The 18,819-nt window shown below is 44.6% G+C and carries 16 protein-coding genes; 6 read left to right on the top strand and 10 right to left on the bottom strand.

Going from position 1 to position 18,819, the window contains the following annotated elements; translation table 11 throughout:
- Positions 1-137 precede the first annotated feature (137 nt).
- From AC27IB_RS05290 to AC27IB_RS05275, 4 genes are all read right to left on the bottom strand, one after another.
- Entirely contained in the window at positions 138-1,190 is a 1,053-nt protein-coding gene (locus AC27IB_RS05290) for an alpha/beta hydrolase (RefSeq protein ID WP_487119425.1), read from the bottom strand.
- Between the two features lie 115 nt (positions 1,191-1,305).
- Positions 1,306-2,913: a carboxylesterase/lipase family protein gene (locus AC27IB_RS05285; protein WP_487119423.1), complete on the bottom strand. Its 1,608-nt coding sequence runs from the start codon at positions 2,911-2,913 to the stop codon at positions 1,306-1,308.
- 75 nt (positions 2,914-2,988) lie between these two features.
- A complete protein-coding gene (locus AC27IB_RS05280; RefSeq protein WP_487119421.1) occupies positions 2,989-4,098 on the bottom strand; it encodes a carboxymuconolactone decarboxylase family protein in 1,110 nt (369 codons plus the stop codon).
- A gap of 28 nt (positions 4,099-4,126) precedes the next feature.
- A complete protein-coding gene (locus AC27IB_RS05275; RefSeq protein ID WP_487119419.1) occupies positions 4,127-5,212 on the bottom strand; it encodes an alpha/beta hydrolase in 1,086 nt (361 codons plus the stop codon).
- 310 nt (positions 5,213-5,522) lie between these two features.
- On the opposite strand from AC27IB_RS05275, the gene AC27IB_RS05270 reads away from it, so the two are divergent.
- The 4 genes from AC27IB_RS05270 to AC27IB_RS05255 all read left to right on the top strand — a co-directional run bounded on the left by AC27IB_RS05270 (position 5,523) and on the right by AC27IB_RS05255 (position 10,119).
- On the top strand, positions 5,523-6,212 hold the full coding sequence (locus tag AC27IB_RS05270; RefSeq protein WP_487119417.1) for a heavy metal response regulator transcription factor: 690 nt from the start codon (positions 5,523-5,525) through the stop codon (positions 6,210-6,212).
- A complete protein-coding gene (locus AC27IB_RS05265; RefSeq protein ID WP_487119415.1) occupies positions 6,205-7,590 on the top strand; it encodes a heavy metal sensor histidine kinase in 1,386 nt (461 codons plus the stop codon). The genes AC27IB_RS05270 and AC27IB_RS05265 overlap by 8 nt, the downstream gene beginning before the upstream one ends.
- A gap of 116 nt (positions 7,591-7,706) precedes the next feature.
- Positions 7,707-9,632 (top strand): PQQ-dependent sugar dehydrogenase, encoded by a 1,926-nt coding sequence (locus AC27IB_RS05260; RefSeq protein ID WP_487119413.1) that lies wholly within the window; start codon positions 7,707-7,709, stop codon positions 9,630-9,632.
- 10 nt (positions 9,633-9,642) lie between these two features.
- Positions 9,643-10,119: a cupin domain-containing protein gene (locus AC27IB_RS05255; protein WP_487119411.1), complete on the top strand. Its 477-nt coding sequence runs from the start codon at positions 9,643-9,645 to the stop codon at positions 10,117-10,119.
- 171 nt (positions 10,120-10,290) lie between these two features.
- Here the strand turns inward: AC27IB_RS05255 and AC27IB_RS05250 are convergent, their stop codons facing one another.
- The 4 genes from AC27IB_RS05250 to AC27IB_RS05235 form a co-directional block, all read right to left on the bottom strand.
- Complete coding sequence (locus AC27IB_RS05250; RefSeq protein WP_487119409.1) at positions 10,291-11,214, bottom strand: aldo/keto reductase; 924 nt, start codon at positions 11,212-11,214, stop codon at positions 10,291-10,293.
- A 405-nt stretch (positions 11,215-11,619) separates the two neighbouring features.
- Positions 11,620-12,471, bottom strand: a complete 852-nt coding sequence (locus AC27IB_RS05245; RefSeq protein WP_487119407.1) for an aldo/keto reductase — start codon at positions 12,469-12,471, stop codon at positions 11,620-11,622.
- A 17-nt stretch (positions 12,472-12,488) separates the two neighbouring features.
- On the bottom strand, positions 12,489-12,941 hold the full coding sequence (locus tag AC27IB_RS05240) for a nuclear transport factor 2 family protein (RefSeq protein WP_487119405.1): 453 nt from the start codon (positions 12,939-12,941) through the stop codon (positions 12,489-12,491).
- A 204-nt stretch (positions 12,942-13,145) separates the two neighbouring features.
- Positions 13,146-14,273: an aldo/keto reductase gene (locus tag AC27IB_RS05235; protein WP_487119403.1), complete on the bottom strand. Its 1,128-nt coding sequence runs from the start codon at positions 14,271-14,273 to the stop codon at positions 13,146-13,148.
- A 215-nt stretch (positions 14,274-14,488) separates the two neighbouring features.
- Between AC27IB_RS05235 and AC27IB_RS05230 the strand changes: the two genes are divergently transcribed.
- On the top strand, positions 14,489-15,406 hold the full coding sequence (locus AC27IB_RS05230) for an AraC family transcriptional regulator (protein WP_487119401.1): 918 nt from the start codon (positions 14,489-14,491) through the stop codon (positions 15,404-15,406).
- Positions 15,407-15,602: 196 nt separating this feature from the next.
- The gene (locus AC27IB_RS05225) at positions 15,603-16,745 is read left to right on the top strand and encodes a multidrug effflux MFS transporter (protein WP_487119530.1); all 1,143 of its coding nucleotides are present in this window, start codon (positions 15,603-15,605) and stop codon (positions 16,743-16,745) included.
- A gap of 525 nt (positions 16,746-17,270) precedes the next feature.
- On the opposite strand, the gene AC27IB_RS05220 is transcribed toward AC27IB_RS05225, so the two are convergent.
- Positions 17,271-18,248, bottom strand: a complete 978-nt coding sequence (locus tag AC27IB_RS05220; protein WP_487119399.1) for a GGDEF domain-containing protein — start codon at positions 18,246-18,248, stop codon at positions 17,271-17,273.
- Between the two features lie 15 nt (positions 18,249-18,263).
- Positions 18,264-18,638, bottom strand: coding sequence for a hypothetical protein (locus AC27IB_RS05215; RefSeq protein ID WP_487119397.1), 375 nt, complete (start codon positions 18,636-18,638; stop codon positions 18,264-18,266).
- Positions 18,639-18,819 lie beyond the last annotated feature (181 nt).

The following is an 18,819-nucleotide window of genomic DNA, read 5'->3' as shown; positions in this document are numbered from 1 at the left end:
TAATGATTAGTGGTAATAATCTGCATAAACTTATTATTTAAATTAATAGATTGTGTGAGGTATGTATGAATTCACTGTCAGGGGAAGCAAACAGTTTACTTGTGGCGACCTCCCCTAACTGCCCATCTTGTAAAGCTCTAAAGTGTCTCTTTGAAAAAGGCATTGAGTTTTCTGACAGCATCATCGACGTACTCTGTTTTCCAGTATGTATCGATATGGCTGGCACCTTTTAGCAAATACAGATTTTTATCTTTTGCATTCACCGCAAGATTAAAGGCGTTCTCACTCATATAAAGAGAATCGGCTTCACTTCCCGCAATCATCAATAACGGTTGATTAATTAAATCAATATGATCGGTTGCATCCCAGCGTATTAACTCAAGCAGGCTTGATTTGGTGTATTTGCTTTGTGAATTTGGGTGTTTGTGGGTAAAACCATAGTATTCGAGTCCTTCCCGGTAGAGCTCAAAAGGTAACTTCGCGATTTGTTCTCTCGTAAGGCTCTGTCCACCCACGTACTCGACAGTTCCGTCTTCAACTTCAAGCTTTTTAGCCTCAGAGGCGTCAGCTAAACGGCTTTGGATGGTGTCGATTTGAGAGTCGATGTAGCCATTGCGACGCACTCGACCAGAGTTAAACATCGATAACGTTGCAACAGACTGAAAGCGTTTATCCGTTTGTGCTGCGGCCAGTGAATAGCCACCACCGCCGCAAATGCCCAGCACACCAATTTTGTCAGCATCAACACCGTTGAAAGTACTGATAAAATCAGCCATACCGTGAATATCACTTATGCGGTTGGCGGGTATATCTATATAGCGAGGTTCACCACCGGAAGCCCCTTGGTACGCTGCATCAGCGGCGATGGTGATGAAACCCTGCTTAGCCAATCGCTGTGCGTAAAGCCCTGCTACCTGTTCTTTTACACCACCATTTGGATGAGCAACTACCACGGTTGGGTAGCGCTTTTTAACGTCATATCCCGGCGGCGTATAAACATTCGCTGCGATTTTAATCCCATGTAAATCATAAGTTACCGGGTGTATGTTGACTTCATCTGGCAAGTTTTCCGTTATGGCGCCTTTGTAGACTAGCGTAAACGGATTTTCGTCTGCAGATGCGGAAAAGGCTGTCTGAGAGAAGGCTAGCGTTGAACTGAATAATAAAACAGAAAGGTGTTTGATCAGCAAAATGAGGTTCCTTATCAACGTTAAAAACCTATTATTGCTGGTATGAGCCGTCTTGTTAGTGACAAAAAGCTGACAGATTTGTCAGCTTTCATCCACGCGTTAAATTGTCTGCTATCTAGAAATACTTAGAATTTACCGCCTTCTCAACTACGTCGAGTCGTTCGGTTGTCGGATCTGGAAGAGAACGGGTGTTTCCGGCTTTATTCACTCTCAGAAGCATTGATGATTCACCCGAAAACCGGGACCATTCTGATAAAGCTTCGCCATTTGGATTGCCAGTTTTTGCAAAGTTGACCCAATAGGCATTCAACATACCGGATACTTTCTTATCGGCTTCGGTAATGGGTAAGTTACCGCGACGAGCATCTAGATTATTGAATACATAAGGAATTTCGGAGGCATGTGGCGCGCCATAGCGGAGACTGCTTGAGAGTGCTTCGGGTACATAACCAAACCGATATACGTAGACAGGTAAATCATGCTCTGCAAATATCCTCGCAGTAAAACGCGCCGGCTCTGCCCACACTTTGTCAGTGTTCACATAGGTTAGCACTTCATCCAGTTCACGATTACCTTGCGGATCGTAAGCGTTTGCTGCGTTTGATGCGAACTCACCGAAGGCAGACCAAAGCGCGTCTTTTGAAGACGCATTAACAAACCCCGCTGGCACTTCTGCCGTGTTAGATCCGATTATCAAAGGTACTTTGTTGAACATATTTTGTTTATAGGCGGTCTCAGCTGTTCGTTGAACTAATTTACCGTCTTTTATAGGGCCGGAATAAATCGGCTTACCAGTGTCAGGATCCTTTTCTGCACCACCGGCCACTATTGCCTCAAAAGGCAATGCCATGAGTTGTGCCAGTGCTTTTTCGTCAGTTCCTTTTATGCCAGCAAATTCGGCGAAGTTAATGCCTATTTGTTCGGCCGACTCGGGATAGTGAGGATCTGCGTTGTTTTCTGATAAGGGACGGGCTGTTAACACTCCGTCACGGCCGCCACCCGATTGCACGATGGCCTTATGAAACAAGCCTTCGGCGTCTGCGATGCTCAATAGAGAATGCACAGATACGCCACCAGCGGATTCACCAAAAATGGTAACATTATTATGATCACCATTGAATGCTTCAATATTAGCCTTCAGCCATCTAAGCGCCTCCACTTGATCCATATAAGCATAGCTACCTTTGCTTTCATTACCATGCATTTTAGTTAGCGCTGGAAAAGCGAAATGCCCAAGGCGTCCTAGCCGGTAATTGATGGTGACAAGAATAACCCCGCTTTCGGCAAAGCTGTTACCTATACTCTCATCAACCGAGCCCGAACCGAAAACAAAAGCACCACCGTGGATCCATACCATTACCGGTAATTTGGCTTTCGTTTCCGCCTCATGAGGGCGCCATATATTGAGATACAGGCAATCTTCCGACATCCCTTCTTTCCAGCTTTCAGGATCGCCAAATCTAACCTGGGGGCAAATATCTGAAAAGGCATCGGCGCTCCGAGCCTCACCCGATTCCCATGATTTTACTGGTACGGTTTCCCGCCATCTAAGGTCACCTACCGGAGGTTCTGCATAGGGGATCCCTTTGAATACATCCACATTGCCTTGTTGTACCCCTACTACTGCACCCAATGGCGTTTTCACTTTTACGTTGGTTGCTGAAAAGGCACTACCCGCGCACAAAAGTGCGAGTGATAGTGTAAGTAATGACACCGCTCTCATTTTTATTTTTCCGTTTTTAAATTCAATATGTTTTAGTGCAATTTTGCTGCGGGCTATTTGGTCAATCGCTTGTGCTTAATCAAAACCCTGCCAGCTCACTGTTGAACCTGCTTCTGGGGTAGATATTGCTACGTGAGCCATTGGCGATTCATCAGTAGCGCCGTGCCAGTGCAAGGTGTCAGGTGGAATAGTCACTACACTGCCTTCTTCCATAAGCAACTTTTCTTCACCTTTTTGCTGAACATAGCCTTTTCCGGAAATGACGATCAGTGTCTGACCATTAGGGTGTGTATGCCATGCTGTTCTTGCCCCTTTTTCAAAACTCACGATGCCACCACGATAATGAGACGATGCAGGCGCCTTAAATATAGAGCTTACAATGGCTTTGCCTGAGAATTTATCTGCAGAACCGGTAATCGTTGATTTGCCTGAATCGACAATAACCCGAGTAGGTTGTTCACTTACATCGATATCAGATATTGTCGTAAGAATGTTAAATGCACGGCTGGCGGCTGCTACATCAACGTCATTCGCCAGCACCTGTGTAAATGCCAGAAGCTGCTTTGCGCTGTAGCCCACGCGCATGGAAATATTCATATGGCCGGTAAGTTGAGCATCGGTGCCGGTTAAGGTTGAAAGCATGCTAATGGTGACAAGTTCACGGTCTGCTGTTGAAAGTACATCCCGATAAAAGATATCCGCAAACAGGTGCTCAACCAGAAAGACATCGATGGTCGGGACAAAAGCCGCATAACCGGTCGTGCGATTAGAAATATCCCGTCCCACTAAGCTATTTCGGACTTCATGCCCATAGGCGTTGTTGTCGAAGTTTTCAGGAACTGGCGTCGCGCTTTTTCCAAGTTTATCGTTGATGCCGTTGCTTTTTCTGTTATCCACAACACGATTAAATGCATTAATGCCATTCAGTGCGCGCGGAAAACCAACATAGGCGTAAGCGTGAATGAATATTTCTTTTATTTCATTCACCGTGAGTCCTGCATCAAGGCCATCCGCAAGCGCTATATTCAACGCAGCGATATCGCCAGATGCGGTATGCGCAGCAATCGGGATGATTGCCTGTTGCCGCGCGTTTAATGGGTCTTTGACTTCTGCCTTAACGTTAGCAGACAATGAACTGAAAATGAGTACCAATATGCTTGTTGTATTGAGCAGGTATTTTGACATCAGTAGTTCTCCATAATTAATGATTTTCCTAACGAATGTTTAGTGATTTACTGTCTAGCCACATAGACATGCGTTCGGCAATCTCACGGTTATTTAAATCGGAGAACGGAAAATGGGTGTTTCCATAAATGCCCACGGTTGGCAGGTGAATAACCGTGGCATCACCACCGTATTTATTTACGACATCTGCCCATTCATAGGCCATTTCCAGTCGCACCCGCCATCCGTCCTGACCAGGATTGTCGTCAGGTTGCTCAGGAATATTGTCACCGTAGTAGATCACGATGGGTATTTCGGTAAGACGCTTAAACTGATCAAGGGGCACTTCTACAGCCACTAACGGACCTGCTGAGCTCTGTTTTGGCGATGGTGCTTCACCGGTCGGGAAGACAAAGTTACTACCCGGTTCATAAGACACGATTGCTTTAATTTTTTCGCTTTGCAAGACGGCTTGCCATCCCATGCCGCCACTATGAGAGTGGGTGACCAATACGCCATCGCCAATCTCTTCAAACAAAGCCTCTACGGCGTCGACATTCACATCGATATCAATAGGGCCTATATTCGGTGTCATTTGTCGGAAATATTGATTCAGGGACGCGCGATCTGAAGGGAATTGCACATCTGGAAAATAGTCAGGCCATTTTCCTACACGAAAAATGTTGAACCAGTTTTGCTCGTCGGTAACCGGGACATATTCGCCTGCTACAGTCCCTTTTCCTGCGTTTCCTCTGCGCGGTTGGTCAAGCAAGTAAACGCTATAGCCTTTTCTCAAGAACAGATTCTGAAACCCCTCTCTGCCATCAGGCGTGGTTCCCCATGTTTTTGAAAATTGGCCTATTCCGTGCCACATCACCAAGGGGTATTTTCTTGCATCAACCGGTTTTTGGTAAAAGACATAGGCATGATCACCATGAAGCGTTTGTCCTTCAGGCCCGCGAGTCTGTGGATCATAAGTACCATCAGTGGTGATAACCGACCCGCCAACAGCGAAACTACCCTGCTCTTTCAACGCAATGTTTTCAGACTTTTCACTCGAGGCACAAGCGCACAGTGTTATTACGCCTGAGATAAATAAACCTTTTGCAACGCTACTTAATTTTTCAGCTTTCAACCAACCTCTCCTTTTTACGCTTAACGTACGCACTTAACTATTAGCCTCTTTTGAAAGAAGATTCAGTGCGTAAGAAACAACATAGTTAACAGTATGTGTATCCGACTTGTCTTCATGATGTCTTTTAGCTGACATTTTTGTCAGGTTTCAGGCAGATATAAAATCGGCCAAAATTCGAAAAGAAAGCGTAATTCGATGATATTAATAAAATTTATAAAAAATGGATTTTCAAACACAGTGCAATTACAGTGTTAGCTATTAAAAAGCATTAATAGCTGGTGATATTGAATACCGCCCGATATAGTCATTTATGAAAATACTCATTGTAGAAGACGAACAGAAAACGCTGAGATACCTCACGAAAGCCCTGGAAGAAAATGGATTTGTTATTGATGGTGTTGATGATGGCATCGACGGCCTTCATATGGCGTTAGAACAAGACTACGAAGCCATTATTCTTGATGTTATGTTGCCGGGCATTGATGGTTATCAGGTTTTAGAGCGGTTAAGAAAAAAGAAGCAGACGCCGGTATTAATGCTTTCGGCCAGGGGTAATGTTGAAGAACGGGTAAAAGGGCTTCAGAAAGGCGCCGATGATTACCTGCCTAAACCATTCAGTCTTGTTGAATTAATTGCCCGTATTCAGGCATTGGTAAGGCGACGACATAACGATACCCGTGATATCAGTGAATTAAACATTGCCGATCTCAACATTAATCTGCTGTCCCGAAAAGTATTCAGGAGCCATCACCGAATAGAACTCACGGCAAAAGAATATAGCCTGCTAAGCTTACTTGCCCGTCACGAGGGCGAGATATTGTCTAAATTGATGATTGCAGAGCAGGTTTGGGATATGAATTTTGATAGTGATGCCAATGTGGTTGAGGTCGCTGTGAAACGGTTGCGTGCCAAGATAGATACCCCGTTTGCGACTAAATTGCTGCATACGGTTAGAGGGATGGGCTATGTACTTGAAGAGCGAGGCAACCAGGATGTTTAAGTGGTGGAAAAGCAATCATTACTCTATCTCTGCCCGTCAGGCCGTCATCTTTGCTTCCGCAGCCATATTGATTGTCTCAATGTATGCGCTCACGCTGCGATATACCCTTCATGATGCTATCCGAACCCAAATGCATCAGGAATTGACCTTCAGAGAAAAACTGGTGTTACCGACTATACAGGACTATGCAGATGAAGGCCGCTGGGATGCATTAAACCATGAACTCGAGCGAATATCCGCCATCGAAGGTCGTCGTGTTCAATATTGGGTTAAACCCACCATGCAGACGTTTAGTGAAGTACCTGAATTGCCAAACAATGTCGTTTGGGAAAGTCTGCCCATGGGATATTCAAAAGTTTCCGTGAGTGAAGATATTTGCTCACTGTATTTATTGAACACCGAACTTACCCTGTCGTCGGGCAATACCAGGTTAGCACTTTTGGTGGCGATTGATTCAACCCCCTATATGGGAACGTTTGATTCGTTCAATCAGAAAATGTTCTTCCTTACTTTGTTCGGGGCATGTTTAGTCGCATTATTGGGCTATGTCATATCACGGGCAGGCATGAAACCCGTCAATGCATTGAGCATTCAGTCAGGTAAAATAGAACCAGGCGTGAATGGCCAGCGTTTAGATACCAAAGTGCTACCTCTTGAGCTACAACCGCTTGGCGCTAGCTTCAATGGCGTGCTTGAGCGTCAGGAAGTGGCCTGGCAGCAACTTGAAAGCTTTAACGCGAATGTGGCCCATGAACTTAAAACGCCGCTTACTAACCTGATTGGACAGACGCAGTTGGCTATCTCTAAAAGAAGAAGCCGGGAAGATCTGGAAGAGCTACTTTACTCAAACCTTGAGGAATTAGACAGATTAACCCGCATCGTCAATGACATGTTGTTCTTATCCCGTTCTCAGTCTGGGCAAACACCGCTTTTGAAAGAGCCGGTTGATCTCGCTGTCGAGGCGAACAAGATTATTGAATATTTAGAGCCGCATTTTCACGCGAATACATTGCACGTGAGCTGCACAGGAAGTGGAAAAGCGCAGGTAGACAGGGGCCTTTTCCATCGTGCCCTTGGTAATCTTTTAGAGAATGCGATTCAATATGCGGAGCCTGACTCAACAATCTTAATTCACATAGAAGTCAATGCCGGCCAGGCGTCTATTTCCGTTACAAATACCGGCGAAACAATTGATGACACGGTAAAGGCCAGTCTATTTGAGCGCTTTTTTCGTGCAGATCCCAGCCGAAACGGCAGCTCAGCAAGGCATGGATTGGGCTTATCTATCGTAAAAGCGATAGCGACTTTACACGGCGGAAACGCTTTCGTTTCTACGAGTAAACAGCAGAACACCTTTGGTTTTTCCATAAATTGTTGATGTTTTCTATGTGTTAAAAGAAAAGAATGTGCTTTCTGACAAATCTGACAGCTGAATGACAGTTAAGCTTCAGATCACTTTGCAACAATACCGGTAATGAATATCGGGAGTTTGTAATGAAAAAATATCTTTGTTTGGCCGCCTTTTTAACACCCGCTTTCACACACGCTGAACCTGCGGTCACTGACCATGCTGCAATTAAAAACGGAGCAATGCGTTATCAAAGTTATTGTGCTGCATGCCACGGCGATGCGGCAGAAGGTGCAATCAATGCGGGACGGGAGATATCCATCATCACGGACAGCGGCGGGAATCAGCCTCCTGATTTAACCGATGATGAATCGCTATATGGTACAAGTCCTGATGATATTTTAGCACTAATCGAAAATGGTGTTCCCGGAACCATGATGCCAGCATGGAAGGGACGCCTCACCGATGTTGAAATGAAAAATATCGTGGCATATATCCATTCGCGAATGGGGGGAATGGCACAATCTTCTATCGAAAAATTGCTGGATACTGGCAGTCAGCCGCGTAATCCAGAGCAAAGCCCTTATACACTTGTACTGTCAGACTATATCAGCATGCCAGTCACTGGCGATTTGGCCAGTGAAAGTAATACCCTTTCACAGATTTCCCGGATGAATTTTATTCGACAGGAGCCTGAAACAGAGCGTTGGTTTGTTCCTGATCTGAACGGGCCACTTTACATTTTCGATGACAAGCAGGCAGTCCCTGTTGAGTACCTCAACTTTAAAACCATCTTTCCTGCCTTTCATGACAGCTTTGGCTTTGCCAGTGGTCTGGTGAATATACAATTTGATCCGGATTACAGTAAAAATGGTCGCTTCTACACTATTCATCTTGAAGTGAAGAAAAACGATGTCCCGCTTCAACCAGTACAAGGCCCGTTTAAAAGCCTGAATTTAAGCAATTATAACGTAACGAAAACCATAGAAACGCCCTCTTTTGGCAATGATAATGGTTTTTATGGCGTATTGGTGGAATGGCAGGACAGCGATCCTAAAAATGATGTATTTGAAGGAACGGCCAGAGAGTTATTGAGAATGGACATGAATCGGCATATTCATCCAATGGGGGCGCTTTCATTTAATCCTTACGCACGGCCGGGTGATGAAGATTGGGGAACCCTGTATGTAGGCATAGGAGAAACTGGTTCTGGCGGTATGCAGGACGAACGCAAACTTAATGCGCAGCGTTTAAACAATGTTGCTGGCACAATTTTGCGGATTATTCCGGACCTCAAAAAGCGAACTTCAGATTCCAGCCTAAGTGAAAATGGACAGTACCGGATTCCCAATGATAATCCGTTTGTAAAGCTAAAAGGCGCGCGGCCTGAAATCTGGGCCTATGGATTACGCAATCCCCACCGGTTGATTTGGTTCAAAGACAATCAGAATACCCCGCAACTTATGGCTTTCAATATTGGTCAGGTAAACTGGGAAATGATCAACATTATCGGTAAAGGTAAGAATTACGGTTATCCGATTTACGAAGGAACGCAACTGATGATGCCCGATGCCGTGAAACGGGATGGCGATTTTGTAAAATTGCCCGTTATGATCAGAGGTGTCCTGCCTAAACGATATATCGAGCCATCCTACCCCGTATTGCAATACCCCCATATGGCGGAAATTGGTGGCGATGCGATTTCAGGGGGCTACATTTATTCAGGCACTAAACACCCTGAACTTAGAGACAAGCTAATATTCGGTGACATGACCACCGGTAATATCTGGTACAGTGACATAGCATCTCTGGTTGACGCAAATGATGACAATCCCGAACATCTTGCGCCTAAATTTGCTTTTACGACTACACTCAGAGAACAAGTTGAATCGACCTATAAGAAACGCGGTGGTACACAGTTACCTTTACCTGGCAGAGGCGTCATCGCAGGCCCGGGTCGCATTGACCTTAGATTCGGCCAGGATCGCTCTGGCGAAATATTTATAATGACAAAAAGTGATGGCATGATCCGCAAGATAGAAAATGTTGTGGATAGCGAATTTAAAAATTAAAAGGCACAATATGAAAAAATTAAGCTTCGCCCTGTTTACATTAGCGCCACTGACTGCTTACGCTGCAAACTCAGATTATAACGTTTCATCGTATTACACCGCGGGAATGAAGGCACCCAATACGCATTATATTGGGGAAGCCTGGCTGAACGCTGTCATTCACGACGATAACGACCTGGGCTACAACATTACTAAAGCCACTTTCAAAGCTAATTCTACGCTAGACTGGCACAAACATTCGTCGGCGCAGGTTTTGATAATTGTCGATGGCCAGGGCTATTATCAGGAAAGAGGGAAAGATGCGGTAATTCTCAAAGAGGGTGACATAATTAAGTGCCCGGAGGATACGGAACACTGGCACTCATCAACCAGGGACAGTGACGTTACCTACCTGGCATTGTACGGTGCAGAGAATCCCACTACCTGGACTGAAGTACTAACACAGGAATATTATGACTCGGTAGCTGATAAGCTTAAAAATCACTGATTTCTGATTTACTTATCAAGCAGGACCACGTTGTTCTGGTGTGGCCCTGCTTATGCAGATACTTATGTAAGATACTGTGTGAGAAGTAACGCACCCGGTGGCAAAAATGCGAAATGAACTAACAGCCACCGTCTCAGTCCCTACAAATTCTTTTGCAAAGTGTGCATAGATTTAGTATCTATCGCCTACCACCTCAATGTCTGCCATTGCATCCTCGATTTGGGATAAGTCCGTTGCAGAAAGCGTGATGTCGGCAGCCGCCATATTTTCATTTAACCGCGATAGCGAACGACAACCCGGGATTGGTACAATGTAAGGGTTCTGCGCTAATAACCACGCAAGCGCAATTTGAGCTGGGGTTGCATTATGTTGTTTACCAATGTCGACTAACAGGTCCACGACTGCCTGATTTGCATCAATTGCTTCCGCGGTGAAACGGGGATTGTTGCTGCGAAGGTCGCTTGCATCATAGGTGGTATTTTTTGTAATTGTTCCGGTTAAGAACCCCCGACCTAAAGGGCTATATGGCACGATGCCAATACCCAAATCTTCGCAGGTTGGTAAAATTTCAGCTTCGATATCGCGCCACCAGATGGAATACTCGCTTTGCAAGGCTGTAACGTTTTGGACACTATGGGCACGACGTATTGTTTCAGCATTTGCCTCTGACATGCCAAAGTGCTTTACCTTGCCCTCTTTAATTAAATCCTGAACTGCCCCCGCAACGTCTTCGATGGGCACATTAGGGTCTACTCTGTGCTGGTAAAAAAGATCTATGGCTTCTACATTCAATCTTTTCAGCGAGGCTTCAGCTACCCGTTTAATTTGCTCTGGCCGGCTATCAAACCCGTGTGAAGGTAAAGGCCCAACACCATCGTGATGTTTAAAGCCAAACTTGGTGGCAATGACCAGGTTGTCTTTGTTAACGTTAGCAAAGGCTTCTCCGAGTAGTGCTTCGTTGGTAAAGGGGCCATATACCTCAGCAGTATCAAAAAATGTCACACCCGCATCTACAGCCTGATGCAGTAACTTTATCATTTCGCTTTTATCTGCGGGTTTGTCTGCGAAGCTCATTCGCATGCAACCAAGACCCATAGCTGTTACTTCCAGGTCACTTTTACCCAAAATTCATTTTTTCAAAGTCGATGTCTCATTGGTTGAATTGAGTATATATCGTATCAAAAATCAATTTATTGGATAAATTGATTAACGAACTTACGGTTAGCAATTTTTCTAATGAAACGTACTGTCTCGCTTATGGTCTGCCTGAGGTTTTACCAACACAGATGGGTACTCGCATCGGATGTGCAGCAGGCTATCGACATCAGTATCAACAATGGCACTGCAATGAACAAATAGCTCTGGGCGACGACTTGAAAAACTTGCTTTCTTTTCATTGTTAATTTCCAAAACAAAAGACCGGCGAAAAGCCGGTCCGATAATATTTAGCAAAAAACTAGATGTTATTGCCGGAAAGCACCCAGCAAATGTTATGACGATTTACACGTCAAGTTTACGGGAAGTCAGCCATTCAACCATGGCTGGATCCCGGTGGGAGAAGAACGCACTGGTCGCAGTATCTAATGCCGTGATCATTGTCATGTCTTCGTCAGACAAGGCAAAATCAAATACTGCCATGTTTTCTTTCATTCGCTCCACACTCACCGTTTTCGCCAATGCCACAATTTGACGTTGAACCAGCCAGCGAAGTATCACCTGCCCGATGGATTTGCCGTACTCATCGGCTATTTGCTGAAGCACGGGGTGATGGAAAAGGTTGTTTCGGCCTTCTGCAAAGGGGGCCCAGGCTTCTGCCTGAATACTGCGAGATGAAAGCCAGGGCGCAGCTTGTAATTGCTGATTAAAGGGATTAACTTCAATTTGATTCACTGCCGGTACAATTTCATTAAATGCGATGAGGTCTGCCACTCTGTCTGGCGAGAAATTACTGACTCCTATAGCCCGCACTTTGCCTTCCGCAACCAGTTTTTCCATGGCACGCCAGGCACCGTGTACATCACCGTAAGGCTGATGAATTAAGTACAAATCAACGTAGTCCATCTGAAGCCGCTTTATCGAGCGCTCAAATTGTGCCAGCGCTCCCTCGTAAGATGCACCTTGTAACCAGAGTTTAGTGGTAACGAAGAGGTCTTCCCGATTTACGCCACAACGTTTAATCGCATTCCCAACTTGCTCCTCATTGCCATAAGACGCCGCCGTATCAATGTGGCGGTAACCGGTTTCAATAGCATCTGTAACCACTTTTTCACATTGGGCGGGGTCGGTTATCTGAAAAACGCCATAACCCAGAATTGGCATTTCTACACCGTTATTCAATCTAACTTTATTCATAAAAAATTCTCTTTGTATTAATGTTCTATTTCATGCGTGTCACGCACTTTACTGAAGGTGAGCCCAAGAATTTTCCAGTCACCGTCAACCTTGCTGAATGCTTCAGTTACCGTAAATTCATTCTCTACATCATTGCCACGAACATGTGCAGTTAGTGTAATGCGACTCCAGACAACGCCTGTATCACCCACAACTTCTGTGGCACGGTCGTGAATGGCGGCCTTTTTGTACCAGATAGAACCGCTTTTAATGATTTCCAGCTCACGAGCCGTTTTCCAGGATCCACTCATATGGACAAACTTGGCGTTAGGGTGAAAGAGTTGTTGCAGAGGGGCAATATCTTTTGCTGCCATCCATTCCCACTTGCTGTCTGATAAGGCTTCGAGTTGTTTTGCGGTGTCATCTGCAAATGCTAGCTGGGTAAAGCTATATGAAACAAAAAAAATTATAAGTAATTTAATTTTAGTCATTTTCTTTCCTCTATTTATGAACAGTTGTCGGCGTCAAACTCAGGTATCGCATAGTTAAACGGCCATCGTTGCAGGCAGATATTGTCATTTTGATGAAGTTCAGCTGACACAAATGTCAGCTTTACATGTTCTGTCGTCGTAACAATTCAACAGACATCATCCTGCGTTTTACATCCGCTTGATTTGTTTAGTAAGCTGTTTTAACTAACGCTGCATAGGCGCCTCAACATCGGAAAATGCCTGAACAAATGGGGGCAATCTTTCCCCTTTAATGGTTATGGAATTCAGTGCTGTGTTTAGTTCAACGATTTCACTTGCAGACAATTCAATGGTTACGGCAGCACTGTTCTGAAGCATGTGCTGCAAGTTGGTCGTACCCGGTATAGGTACAATCCAGGGCTTCTGGTGCAGTAACCAGGCAAGAGCAATTTGTGCCGGCGCCGCATTTTTTCTTTCCGCCCAGCCATTCAAAAGGTTAACCAGAGCCATATTGTGTTTAATATTCTCCGGGGTGAAGCGTGATTCCATTGATCTGAAATCACCCTCTGCAAACCTAGTTTGCGCGTCAATCCATCCTGTAAGGAACTGCACACCAAGCGGACTCCAGGGTACAAAGCCAATACCTAGTTCTTCGCACAAGGGTAAAACTGATTTTTCCGGACCTCGCCATAACATGGAATACTCACTCTGCACGGCTGTTACAGGAAGTACTTCATGGGCGCGTCGTAGAGTATTAATACCCATTTCAGAAAGACCCCAGTTAAGTACTTTTCCTTCTTTCATCAGGTCTTCCACAGCACCTGCAACATCCTCAATAGGCACAGCAGAATCAACACGATGTTGATAAAGTAAATCTATCCTGTCAGTCTGCAAACGCTTAAGCATGCCTTCTACAACGGCTTTAATATGTTCAGGTTTACTGTTCAGACCAGGTAGCCTGGCGCCTGTTTCCTGATCGATATTCCATCCAAACTTAGTGGCAATTTTGACTTCATTCCTGAAGGACTTGATACCTTCGCCCAGAATACGTTCAACCTCAAAAGGTCCATAAGCTTCCGCAGCATCAAAAAAGGTCACGCCGTTTTCGTACGCCGTATGAATCACTTCATACATTTCTTTTCTATTGGGAACTGACGTATCGTATTTGCGGCTCATGTTTTGAACCCCAAGGCCAACAGCGGATACTTCCAGGTTGCCTAGTAAACGCCCGGGCATATGTGAGACTGATACCATTCTGACAGGCCCCCCTGCACTACCAGCGTTTGCCGCGCGCATAAACCCCGTTGCCGTAATACCGGCTCCGGCAATAAGAAAACCTCTTCTGTCTAGCATATTTAGCCTTTTAACGTTTATGAGTGTGATGAATGGATGAACTTTGTCTTTGCGTTAATTCACTCTATACACACTAAGAGATGATTGGCACCTTGGTATATCGCGATTCTGCCAGAAGATAGCCTGATCCTCTGAGCGGCGAAAATTCTGTGAGATCCGTCAGTGAGATTGACGTTATACTTATTTTAATGACATGAAAGAGACCGGATTGATTTATGACGATGAATGCTGAGCTAACACAACAGATGGCTCTACTTGCAGAAGGCATTGCAAAGTTAACGCAGCACACCCCATTTTTGGAAACCGCTATTCCGGGACTCGCGGTATTTCGAATATCGGAGACCTCCGAACCGCTCTCAGGATTATATGAACCTAGTGTGTGCCTGATTGCACAAGGAGAAAAACAGGTTCAACTAAATGAAGAAACCTTCATCTATGATACTGAGCATTATCTGTTTTCAGGTTTGCACTTGCCCGTTTTTGCTCGAGTTGTAAATGCCACAGAAGATAAACCTTATCTTGGGCTAAAACTCACGTTTGACTACAAGGAAATTACCCAATTAATGCTGGAAAATCAGATCCCTGCCCCTCAAACTAAACAATCAAACAGAGGTATGCAAACCGGAAAGCTGACCAGTCAAATGATAAGTGCCTTCCAGAGAATGATTGACCTGAATAGTGAAGAAGAAGCGCATATTCCTACGTTAGCCCCCATGATCCGGCGTGAGATTTTTTATCGGTTGCTTGTTGCCGAGCAAGGCGAAACCCTTAGAAATTTGGCTTCACTGGGCACGCCGTCCAATCAGATGACTAAAGCGATTATCTGGTTGAAAGCGAATTTATTTGAAAACATTCGAGTAGAAACTCTCGCGGATTTAGCCAATATGAGTGTCTCGACGTTCCACCATCATTTCCGCAATATCACAGCCATGACACCACTACAGTACATGAAAGCATTGCGACTACAGGAAGCGCGCAGGTTGATGCTCACTGAACATCTAGATTCAGCAACTGCTGCATTTAATGTAGGCTATGAAAGCCCGTCTCAGTTCGGCCGGGAATATAAGCGAATGTTCGGTAATTCTCCCGTAAAAGATGTGGAAAAGCTGCGTGAGAGATTCATGGCTAATTAGTATCACTACTTTAAAGAAGGAGCACAACAGCCTCTACATCGTTACTCATTTATGAATTATTCTAATTAAACACTACCATTATTGTACCTTTTTTTTATGATTTTCTGATTAGAGAATAGCGACTTCTTTAACCTTGGAGTTTTTCGCTATTAATACTGTCAGCCACCAACACGAGCATACAAATTTATTGCTTATCGTGATCTTAAGCGCTCTGATGGCATTCACTTCGTTGTCCACCGATGTGTATCTTGCCGCGATGCCACAAATGCAACAAGATCTTAATGGTAATGCCGAGCTCACGATCACAGGTTTTCTAATTGGATTTACCATCGCTCAATTATTTTGGGGTCCGGTCAGCGATCGCATTGGTAGGAAAAAACCACTTTACATTGGGATGTTACTTTTCGTGATTGGCTCAATTGGATGTGCCCTATCCTACAGCATGGAACAAATGGTGTTCTGGAGGATTTTTCAAGCGTTTGGAGCTTGCACTGGCCCAATGCTGGCACGGGCCATCATACGGGATAAGTTTGGTCGCAGTCAGGCGGCGCATATGCTATCCACTTTATTTATGATCATGGCGATCGCACCGATAGCTGGACCAATCCTTGGCGGGCAGATATTGTTGTTCTCAACTTGGCACACTATATTCTGGCTCTTGGCAGCAGTCGGCACAATTGTGTTGAGCACTCTGGTATTACTGCCCGAAAGCCTTCCCGCAGAAAAAAGACTCACTGCCCCCCTGTCCCATTCATTTCAGCACTACTGGTTGTTGCTGGGCAATTCAACCTTCATGCAATTCACATTATGCGTAGCGTTATATTACGTTGGTGCCTACGCCTTTATTACCGGTTCTCCCCAAGTCTACATAAATTACTTTAAGGTTCCGCCTGAATACTATGGGTGGTTATTTGCAATCAATATTGTCGGAATTGTTAGCTTAAGTTTCTTTAACCGTAAGCTAATCCGGCGCTTTGCGATGGAAAAACTACTCATGGTTGCCTGTTCCATTGCGGCGCTGGCAGTGATCATGCTCACCATTTTGGCTTGCCTGGATGCTGCCAGTCTGCCCGTTGTAGTTTTTCTCGTGTTTATCTACTTTTCTATGAACGGCGTAATTGCTGCCTGCGCGTCATCATCTGCACTGGATCTGGTGCCGGAGTTGGCAGGTTCAGGCTCAGCACTGATTGGTTCATTGCAATATGGCAGCGGTATTATTTCCTCATTGCTGCTTGCGATAGCAAGCGATGCATCGCCATTTACCATGATCATAATTATGGCATTTTTCGGAACATTCAGTGCTCTAATGGCTGTTCTTGCCCGAAAATCTTCTCGTTAGCTTTACCCTTAGAGCTTCGGCTTAGGGGTGTTTATAAGTAAAGTAATGAAACGAGTTGATGGCTAAGTGTTCAGCGTTAGGATGGTTTATTACCCAACGAACCTAATAACAATCTAAGTGGCGGCTTGGCCAGCCCCAATCCATCTACAAAATACCGATAGCCTTATCCGAACGTTCAAAACTCTTCCGCCTGTAAAACTAATACGTCTACATACTTTTATTGATATTTAAGCTGTTTTGACAAGCTTTTAACTTAGAGCATCCTATTCCCTAAAAAATCGAATGGGCGAATAAAATTCAAACCTTTTCCAAAATGCTAAACCCGGAAACTGACATTAAGTTGGAAAGCAGTTACACCCTATCTTGTTGTAATAATTATAAATTATTTCAATCGCGTGCTGATTATCTGGATTATATTTAACAAAACCCTAAGGAGGCCTGGCTGTGTTTCTGCTTGCTTTAATTAGCCAGAGTTATCACCAGAATTGCCTCGAGCCTTGGCCGTTCGTAAAACCTGTAGGCTTATTAATAAAATGAGACTGCATTTCTACCTGCACTTTTTGATGCGTAAAGCGCTTCATCGGCTTTATTTAATAAACTTTGAAACGTTCCATTAGGCACAGCTTTAGCGACGCCGATGGATATTGTCACAGCACCGTAGGTATCGATCCAACCTTTAATGTGCTCAGACTCGATATTTCTGCGATTACTTTCTGCTACGCGTTGCGCTCCTTCTAATGGCGTATCAGGCAACAGAATTGCAAACTCTTCGCCGCCCAGTCTTCCTACGGCATCAATTTGGCGAATTGAGGATTTCAGCGTTTGGGCAATAATCTTTAACACTTTATCACCCATAGCGTGTCCTTCTGTGTCATTTATTTCCTTAAAGTTGTCTACGTCAACCATCAGCATCCACAAGTCTGGTGATCCCCGTTCAGTTCTGGATAACTCTAATTCAGCTCTCTCGATAAACGTTCGCCGGTTAGGTAAACCCGTTAACTCATCGGTGGTTGCCATGAGAGTCATCTCATTTAACGTGTCTCTTCTTTGTTCATCCACTAGCTCCGTTACAAACGCCGATAAGCCAGCCATGATTAAAATAAACCAGCATACTCCTATTACAAACACGCCAAAAAAGCTGGTTTGATTACTAACGATGGATTTAATAACAAGAAAACCTAATAAACAAGGCACCAGATAGCCCGCCAATGCCTGATACCTTGCTACTCGTCCACCAATATACGGGCTCAATAGTGCCCTCAGTATGCCTTTGCTTGCACTCAGGCAAAACGTTGCCATTGCGAGTGCAAAGCCAGAAATAGCAGTTAGCATAGACATTTCGCCGTAAAAACCACCTATTCCGTAGGCATATCCCAGAAATGAAATCAGCGGAATTGACCCGGCTATGGAAACAATAAACTGTGAAAGAATGGGTTGCTTAAGCGATGCAAGTAAAATGGATAAGCCCAGCCCACCTAACATTATGGCGGTATTGAGTCCCATGCTATTATGTTTTCCTCACGCAAGTTCTTGCGACACCACTCCCTGAAACGGCACAAAGTGATGGGTAAATTCTGATTCAAACAAGATTTCGGAGGCTCTGCTTAAACAAATACCGATAGCTAAGAGTGAAAAGAAGCGTTGCAGAGCGATTTGTGGTGGTCGCTTAATATTGCAGTAGAGCGCGATACCAATAGCAGAGATTGTTAATGCCGTTAAAGGATGAGTTGCAGAGCCATATGCTATGGGACGATAGAACTCCTCAAATGCGCTTAGATACCCTATTATCGCTATCAGACCGAATAATAGCGCGACAACACCAAATGGGCGTATCGTTGAACTGGCCACTTTTACAAGCCGCCATGTTTCATTTTGAGTCTGATTGGATGTCACTGCTACTACGTTCTTTTAATTATCAGCGTTATTGTTTATAACAGTAGTTCAAAAAACAGACAATAAAAAGTAACTAGTGGTTAACTTATCCTAAAGTATTGGTATGTTGTAATAGCCGGATTGATGAGATCCGCCGGGTACCAATGCTGCCAGGTATCTGACTGGTTACCCTTTACAGGAG

Source organism: Alteromonas sp. 4NH20-0104, assembly GCF_057547795.1.
This window is presented reverse-complemented; position numbering and strand designations above follow the sequence as displayed.

Bases quoted from the DNA above. Each gene is read 5' to 3' on its own strand.
- AC27IB_RS05235 (WP_487119403.1), bottom strand. From the start codon at position 14,273: ATGCTAGACAGAAGAGGTTTTCTTATTGCCGGAGCCGGTATTACGGCA.
- AC27IB_RS05255 (WP_487119411.1), top strand. From the start codon at position 9,643: ATGAAAAAATTAAGCTTCGCCCTGTTTACATTAGCGCCACTGACTGCT.
- AC27IB_RS05240 (WP_487119405.1), bottom strand. From the start codon at position 12,941: ATGACTAAAATTAAATTACTTATAATTTTTTTTGTTTCATATAGCTTT.
- AC27IB_RS05270 (WP_487119417.1), top strand. From the start codon at position 5,523: ATGAAAATACTCATTGTAGAAGACGAACAGAAAACGCTGAGATACCTC.
- AC27IB_RS05260 (WP_487119413.1), top strand. From the start codon at position 7,707: ATGAAAAAATATCTTTGTTTGGCCGCCTTTTTAACACCCGCTTTCACA.
- AC27IB_RS05230 (WP_487119401.1), top strand. From the start codon at position 14,489: ATGACGATGAATGCTGAGCTAACACAACAGATGGCTCTACTTGCAGAA.
- AC27IB_RS05285 (WP_487119423.1), bottom strand. From the start codon at position 2,913: ATGAGAGCGGTGTCATTACTTACACTATCACTCGCACTTTTGTGCGCG.
- AC27IB_RS05265 (WP_487119415.1), top strand. From the start codon at position 6,205: ATGTTTAAGTGGTGGAAAAGCAATCATTACTCTATCTCTGCCCGTCAG.
- AC27IB_RS05245 (WP_487119407.1), bottom strand. From the start codon at position 12,471: ATGAATAAAGTTAGATTGAATAACGGTGTAGAAATGCCAATTCTGGGT.
- AC27IB_RS05280 (WP_487119421.1), bottom strand. From the start codon at position 4,098: ATGTCAAAATACCTGCTCAATACAACAAGCATATTGGTACTCATTTTC.
- AC27IB_RS05250 (WP_487119409.1), bottom strand. From the start codon at position 11,214: ATGGGTCTTGGTTGCATGCGAATGAGCTTCGCAGACAAACCCGCAGAT.
- AC27IB_RS05220 (WP_487119399.1), bottom strand. From the start codon at position 18,248: ATGGGACTCAATACCGCCATAATGTTAGGTGGGCTGGGCTTATCCATT.